Origin of the sequence: Streptomyces sp. NPDC090022, from assembly GCF_044748145.1 — a bacterium.
Lineage (GTDB): Bacteria > Actinomycetota > Actinomycetes > Streptomycetales > Streptomycetaceae > Streptomyces.
Genome location: NZ_JBIVFN010000004.1, coordinates 564,446 through 571,563 on the forward strand (window position 1 = coordinate 564,446; position 7,118 = coordinate 571,563).

Annotated in this window: 5 protein-coding genes and 1 riboswitch; all 5 genes read left to right on the forward strand. The window is 76.6% G+C overall.

Going from position 1 to position 7,118, the window contains the following annotated elements; all coding sequences use genetic code 11:
• Positions 1–42: 42 nt before the first annotated feature.
• Positions 43–111, forward strand: a riboswitch (cobalamin riboswitch).
• Between the two features lie 130 nt (positions 112–241).
• Positions 242–1,513: a prenyltransferase/squalene oxidase repeat-containing protein gene (locus ACIPXB_RS12970; protein ID WP_401448220.1), complete on the forward strand. Its 1,272-nt coding sequence runs from the start codon at positions 242–244 to the stop codon at positions 1,511–1,513.
• 5 nt (positions 1,514–1,518) lie between these two features.
• Positions 1,519–2,289 (forward strand): SCO2322 family protein, encoded by a 771-nt coding sequence (locus ACIPXB_RS12975; protein ID WP_401448324.1) that lies wholly within the window; start codon positions 1,519–1,521, stop codon positions 2,287–2,289.
• Positions 2,290–2,603: 314 nt separating this feature from the next.
• A complete protein-coding gene (locus ACIPXB_RS12980; RefSeq protein WP_401448326.1) occupies positions 2,604–3,962 on the forward strand; it encodes an energy-coupling factor transporter transmembrane protein EcfT in 1,359 nt (452 codons plus the stop codon).
• Positions 3,963–5,936 carry an ABC transporter ATP-binding protein gene (locus ACIPXB_RS12985; RefSeq protein WP_401448222.1) on the forward strand — a complete coding sequence of 658 codons (1,974 nt, stop codon included), beginning with the start codon at positions 3,963–3,965 and terminating at the stop codon, positions 5,934–5,936.
• 2 nt (positions 5,937–5,938) lie between these two features.
• On the forward strand, positions 5,939–6,865 hold the full coding sequence (locus ACIPXB_RS12990; protein WP_401448224.1) for an ECF transporter S component: 927 nt from the start codon (positions 5,939–5,941) through the stop codon (positions 6,863–6,865).
• Positions 6,866–7,118 lie beyond the last annotated feature (253 nt).

Below are 7,118 nucleotides of genomic sequence, written 5' to 3' on the forward strand. Positions count from 1 at the left end.
GGGGGCCGGTAGAGTGACGGCGTCGTCCACACTTCCGTACGGGGGGAAGCCGGTGCGAATCCGGCGCTGACCCGCAACCGTGACCCGCCCGCGCGGGAAGCCGGAATGCCCCGTACCGAGTGCGCGGCTCGTGCCGCCGGAATCCTCCGGCGGCCGGCACCGTCGAGGTAAACGGAGCCGGAGCCCGGTGCCAGTGCGTGCCTGCCTCCCGCTCCCCAGCAGGAGAGGCACCACCCCCACCATGAACGTCCGCCGCAGCGCCGCCGCGCTCGCCGCCTCCGCCGTGCTCTGCGTGGCCGCCGCCCCCGCGGCGTTCGCCGACACGGCCTCTCCTTCCCCCGCGCCGGTGATCCCCTCGGGTCTGTACGGCAAGAGCGACCCGACGTACGACGGCGTCTGGCGCCAGTCCTTCGCGCTGCTGGCGCAGCACACGGTCGGCCTGCACCCGTCCCGGCAGGCGGTGGACTGGCTGACCGGCCAGCAGTGCGCGAACGGCGCGTTCGCCTCGTTCCGCGCCGACGCAGGCAAGGCGTGCGACGCGACGACGATGCTCGACTCGAACGCCACCGCGGTGGCCGTGCAGGCGCTGAAGGCGCTGGGCGGCCAGGACGCGGCGGTCCAGAAGGGCATCGACTGGCTGAAGTCCGTGCAGAACGAGGACGGCGGCTGGAGCTTCGTGCCCGGCTCCCCCTCCGAGGCCAGCTCCACGGCCCTCGTGATCAGCTCGCTGGCCGCAGCGGGCGTGCAGCCGCAGACCGTGACGTCGAAGGCGGGCAAGTCGGGCTTCGACGCGCTCCTGCCGTTCCAGCTGGGCTGCGAGGACCAGCCGGCGGCCGACCGCGGCGCCTTCGCGTACGAGGTCAAGGACGGCAAGAAGGCCGCGAACGCCGACGCCACCGCCGCCGCGCTGCTGGCCGCGCAGGTCAAGGGCGCGGTCGTCGCCCCGGCCGGCGCGGACAGCCCCATCGCGGCGCTGCCGGCGTGCCCGGCCGCGCTGAACGGGCAGGCGGGCGCGGCGCAGGGCGCGGCGGCGTACCTGGCGGAGGCGCTGAAGAAGAACGGCCACCTCACGGCCGCCACCCCCGGCTCGGACCAGGTGCTCCCGGACTACGCCAACACCGCGGACGCGGTGATCGCGCTGTCCGCGGGCGGCCACAAGCAGGCCGCGGCGGGCGCGCTGGAGTGGCTGAAGGCCAACGCGGGCGCCTGGTCGAAGGACAACCCGGCGGCGCTGGGCACGCTGATCCTGACGGCGCACGCGACGGGCACGGACCCGAAGGCGTTCGGCGGCACGGACCTGGTGTCGGCGCTGAACGCGACGGGCCCGGCGCCGACGGCGCACGGAGCGACGGCCTCGTCCAAGCCCGAGGACGGGAAGAAGGACAAGGACAAGGACAAGGACAAGGACTCCTCGGAGAACACCAACCTCTGGTGGATCATCGGCGCGGGCGGCGCGGCCGGCATGGGTATCGGCATCCTGCTGAGCGGCCGCCGGAAGCGGCAGCAGCCGTGAGGCGTCTGCTGCCGCTGTCCCTGGTGGGCGCCGTCCTCGCGACGGCGCTCGCCGCGCTGCTGGCCGGCGCGGCGCCGGCCGTGGCGGCGGGGTACCGCTACTGGTCGTTCTGGGACGGCGCCGCGGGCGGCCAGTGGACGTACGCCTCCCAGGGGCCGTCGCAGGCCCGTCCGGCGGACGGTGCCGTCCAGGGGTTCCGTTTCGCGGTGAGCAAGGACGCGGCGGACGAAGCGGCGAAGCCGCGGGCGGGGGCGGACTTCACGGCGGTCTGCGGGACGACCGCCCCGGTCGAGGGGAAGAAGCGGGTGGCGGTCGTCATCGACTTCGGCGTGCCCGCGGACGCCCCGTCCGGCGAGACCCCGCCGCAGGACGCGCCGCGCAGCGCGTGCGCGCAGGTGGGGCCGCAGGCCACGGCGGCGGAGGCGCTGGCGGAGGTCGCGAAGCCGCTGCGCTACAACAGCGCGGCGCTGCTGTGCGCGATCTCGTCCTACCCCCGACAGGGCTGCGGCGACCAGATCTCCACCCCGGACACCCCGGCGTCCGGCCCGACGTCCGGCCCGACGTCCGGCGCGACGTCCGGCGCGACGTCCGGCGCGACGTCCGGCGCGACGTCCGGCGCGACGTCCGGCGCGACGTCCGGCGCGGCGGACGCCAAGGCAGACGGCACGGCAGGCAGCACGGGCGACGGCGGCCCCTCGGCCGGCCTCCTGGCGGGCGTCGCGGCGGTAGCCGCCCTGGCCTCGGCCGCGCTCTGGCAGTCCCGCCGCCGCCGATGACCCCCACCCCGGACCCGACCCCCGGGGCCGGCTCCACCCCAGCCTCCCCACCGGTCCCGACGGTGACGGCAGGGCCCACTGGATCCGGCGGCCCGGAGCGGGTCGACGTATGCGACCTGCCCCCGTTCACCGTGCCCGCCCCGGCCCGTGGTCGGCGTGCGGCCGCCGACGGCGAGCAGCCGCCCACCGGAGCCACCCGCACCGGTGGTACGGGCGGGAGCCCGGGCCCGGCCGCGGGCCGGGCACACCCCCACCGGCGCGCAGCCGAGCCCGCGACCGCCACCCCCGTCCCCGGGGCCCCGGCAGCCGCCGAGCTGCCCCACACCACACCGGTGACCGCCGCCGACCCACCGGCCACCCTCAGGGCCGAGCGCGACCCCCAGCCCACCCGGAGCCGGACGGCCACCGCGCCCCGGCCCACCCGGAGCCGGACGGCGACCGCGCCCCAGCCCGCCCGGAGCCGGACGGCCACCGCGCCCCGGCCCACCCGGAGCCGGACGGCGACCGCGCCCCAGCCCACCCGGAGCCGGACGGCCACCGCGCCCCGGCCCGCCCGGAAGCGCCGTACCCCCTGGGTCCCCGCGCCCACCGCCACCCGCCGCACCGCCCTGCACGCCGGCGCCTGGTGGCTCTGGGCCCTCGGGCTGGCCACGGCCGCCTCCCGGACGACCAACCCCCTCCTCCTCGGCCTGATCGTCGGCGTCGCCGGCTACGTCGTCGCCGCCCGCCGCACCGACGCCCCCTGGGCCCGCTCCTACGGCGCCTTCATCAAGCTCGGCCTCGTCGTCATCGCCCTGCGGCTCCTCTTCTCCGCCCTCCTCGGTTCCCCCCTCCCCGGCACCCACACCCTCGTCACCCTCCCCGAGGTCCCCCTCCCCGCCTGGGCCCAGGGCATCCGCCTCGGCGGCAGGGTCACCGCCGAGCAGCTCGTCTTCGCCTTCTACGACGGCGCCAAGCTCGCCACCCTCCTCATCTGCGTCGGCGCCGCGAACGCCCTCGCCAACCCCGCCCGCCTCCTCAAGTCCCTCCCGGCCGCGCTCTACGAGGCCGGGGTCGCCGTCGTCGTGGCCATGACCTTCGCGCCGAACATGGTCGCGGACGTCGTACGCCTCCGTACCGCCCGCCGTCTGCGCGGCCGGCCCACCGGCGGTATCCGGGCGATCCTCCAGATCGGACTCCCCGTCCTGGAGGGCGCCCTCGAACGCTCCGTCGCCGTCGCCGCCTCCATGGACGCCCGCGGCTACGGCCGCACCGCCCAGGTCCCGCCCGCCGTCCGGCACACCACCAACGTCCTCACGGTCGGCGGTCTGCTCGGCATGTGCGCCGGTACGTACGGGCTCCTCGCCGCCGAAGGCGCCTCGTACGGCCTGCCCCTCGTCCTCATCGGCCTCGCCCTCGCCCTCGCCGGCCTGCGCCTGGGCGGCCGGCGCAGCGTCCGCACCCGGTACCGGCCCGACCGCTGGGACGCCCGCGCCTGGCTGGTCGCCGGCTCCGGCGCCGCCGTCGCCGCGCTGATGATCTACGCCGGCACGGTCGACCCCGAGGGCCTGCGGCCCGGCGTCATCCCCCTCGTCGCCCCCGCCCTCCCCCTCTGGCCGGCCGCCGCCGTCCTCCTGGGCCTCCTCCCGGCGTTCGTGGCCCCCGTACCTCCCACGCCCGAGGAGGCGTCGTAAGTGATCCGCTTCGAGCAGGTGTCCGTCACCTACGAGGGCGCGCCGGAACCCACGCTGCGCGGCGCGGACCTGACCGTCCCGGAGGGGGAGCTGACGCTCCTGGTCGGACCGTCCGGCGTGGGCAAGTCCACCCTGCTGGGCGCGGTCTCGGGGCTCGTCCCGCACTTCACCGGCGGGACGCTGCGCGGCCGCGTGACGGTCGCGGGGCGTGACACGCGGACGCACCGGCCGCGGGAGCTGGCGGACGTCGTGGGCACGGTGGGCCAGGACCCGCGGGCGCACTTCGTGACGGACGTGGTCGAGGACGAGCTGGCCTACGGCATGGAGTCCCTCGGGCTGCCGCCCGCGGTGATGCGCCGCCGGGTCGAGGAGACCCTGGACCTGCTCGGCCTGAACGAACTCCGTGACCGCCCCATCGCCACCCTCTCCGGCGGGCAGCAGCAGCGGGTGGCGATCGGTTCGGTCCTCACCCCGCACCCCAAGGTGCTGGTGCTGGACGAACCCACCTCCGCGCTGGACCCGGCGGCGGCCGAGGAGGTCCTCGCCGTGCTCCAGCGCCTGGTGCACGACCTGGGGACGACGGTCCTGATGGCGGAGCACCGCCTGGAGCGCGTGATCCAGTACGCGGACCGGGTCCTCCTCCTGCCCGCCCCGGGCGCCGCGCCGGTGCTGGGCGCCCCGTCCGACATCATGTCCGTCTCCCCGGTCCATCCTCCCGTGGTGGCCCTGGGCCGCCTGGCCGGCTGGCACCCGCTCCCCCTCTCCATCCGCGACGCCCGCCGCCGCGCCACCCCCCTCCGCACCCACCTCCACCCCCACACCACCTCCCCGACCCCACCAGCCACCACCACGGCCCCGCCGGCCACCTCTCCAGCCCCGCCGGCGCTTGAGGCGCGGGGCCCGGGGCGGAGCCCCGGTTACGGGAAGGGGCGGGGTGGGGAAGAAGCCCCGCGCAGCGGCCCCCGCCCCCGCCCCCGTCTCCCTTGGCTCCGCCGCCCGACCCCGGCCCCAGCCCCCGCCACGACCCCGGACCCGGACCCGGACCCGGCCGCGACCCCTGCCCCGGCCCCGGCCAGGCCGGCCGCCGTCGCGGAGGCGACCCGCCTCGCCGTCCGCCGCGCCCGCACCGAGGTCCTGCACGCCATCGACCTCACCGTCACCCCCGGCGAAACCCTCGCCCTCATGGGCCGCAACGGCGCCGGCAAGTCGACCCTCCTCGCCACCCTCACCGGCATGCTCGAACCCGCCACCGGCACCCTCACCGTCGGCGGCAAGGTCCCGCACCGCACCGCGCCCGCCGAGATGGTCCGCCGGGTGGGCCTCGTACCCCAGGACCCGCGCGACCTCCTCTACGCCGACACGGTCGCCGCCGAGTGCGCCGCCGCGGACCAGGACGCCGGCGCGGCCCCCGGCACCTGCCGGGAACTGGTGACGTCGCTCCTCCCCGACGTGTCCGACGACACCCACCCCCGCGACCTCTCCGAAGGGCAGCGCCTCGCGCTCGCGCTCGCCCTCGTCCTGACCGGCCGCCCGGCCCTGCTGCTGCTCGACGAGCCGACCCGCGGCCTGGACTACGCCGCCAAGGCGCGCCTGATCGAGATCCTGCGCGCGCTCGCGGCCGACGGCCACGCCATCGTGCTGGCCACGCACGACGTGGAGCTCGCCGCCGAGCTCGCCCACCGCGTGGTGATCCTGGCCGGTGGCGAGATGGTCGCGGACGGCCCGACCGCCGAGGTCGTGGTGTCCTCCCCCGCGTTCGCCCCGCAGGTGGCGAAGATCCTGGCCCCGGACCCGTGGCTCACGGTCACCCAGGTCTCCCATGCCCTCGCGGCAACCGAGCGGCCGATCTCGACACCGGCCCCAGCCCAAGCCCCGGACCACGCCCAAGCCCCGGACCACGCCCCGGCCCAGGCCCAAGCCCAGACCCAGGACCCGGCCCAGACCCCGGCCCCCACCCCGGCCCCGGACGCGTGACCATGAGCACGACCACGACCACGACCACGACCACATCGACCACAAGCAGCCGCACCCGCCCCATCCGCATCGGCCCCCGCGCCGCCACCGCCCTGATCCTCGTCACCCTCATCGGCATCGCCGCCTTCGGCTGGCCCCTCCTCGCCCACAGCCAGTCCGGCCTGTCGCACTCCCAGGACGCCCCCTGGCTGTTCGCCGCCCTGCTCCCCCTCCTCGTCGCCGTCGTGGTCGCCACGCTCTCCGACGACGGCAACATGGACGCCAAGTCCGTCGCCATGCTCGGCGTGCTCGCCGCCGTCGGCGCGGCGCTGCGGCCGCTGGGCGCCGGTACCGCCGGCCTGGAGCCGATGTTCTTCCTGATGGTGCTCAGCGGCCGCGTCCTCGGCCCCGGCTTCGGCTTCGTGCTCGGCGCCGTCACGATGTTCGCGTCCGCGCTGCTCACCGGCGGTGTGGGGCCCTGGATGCCGTTCCAGATGCTGGCGATGGGCTGGTTCGCGCTGGGTGCCGGGCTGCTGCCCGGGGCGCGGCGTGTCCGGGGCCGGGCCGAGCTCGCGATGCTCGCGGCGTACGGCTTCGTGGGGTCCTTCGCGTACGGCACGATCATGAACCTGCAGGGCTGGGTGACCCTGCAGGGCATGGGGCAGGGGATCTCCTTCCACCCCGGCGACCCGGTGCCCGCGAACCTCGCCCGCTTCCTCGCGTACTGCGCGGCCACCTCCCTCGGCTGGGACCTCGGCCGGGCGGCCCTGACCGTCGTCCTGACCCTGACGCTGGGCACCACGCTGCTGAAGGCCCTGCGCCGGGCGACTCGGAAAGCGGCGTTCGACGCCCCCGTGGCCTTTGATTCAGGGGTCGAAGTGGCCCAGGTCACACACCAACAACAGGTACAGCTGGCTACAGAATGCGACATTCAGCCCCCTCGCCGGTGAGGCGGCCCACAGGACCTGCGTCACATACGACCCCGGCTAGTAGCCCGCCCGGCCCCGACCACCACCCCCTCGCACCGGCCCCCACCCGCGCGAACCCCCGCTCCCCCGCCGCCCCGCCGACCACCCCGGCTACGACCACCCCTAGGAGGAGGGGGACGTTGCCAGGGCTTCGGCGGCCTGGCTAACTGGTGTTGTCGCCGAGGCGGCCGGGGCACACCGCCCCCCGCCGGACGAACCCCTCTCCCTCGCGTGA

Excerpts from the sequence above, each read along its gene's own strand:
- ACIPXB_RS12970 (WP_401448220.1), top strand. The coding sequence starts at position 242 with ATGAACGTCCGCCGCAGCGCCGCCGCGCTCGCCGCCTCCGCCGTGCTC.
- ACIPXB_RS12990 (WP_401448224.1), top strand. The coding sequence starts at position 5,939 with ATGAGCACGACCACGACCACGACCACGACCACATCGACCACAAGCAGC.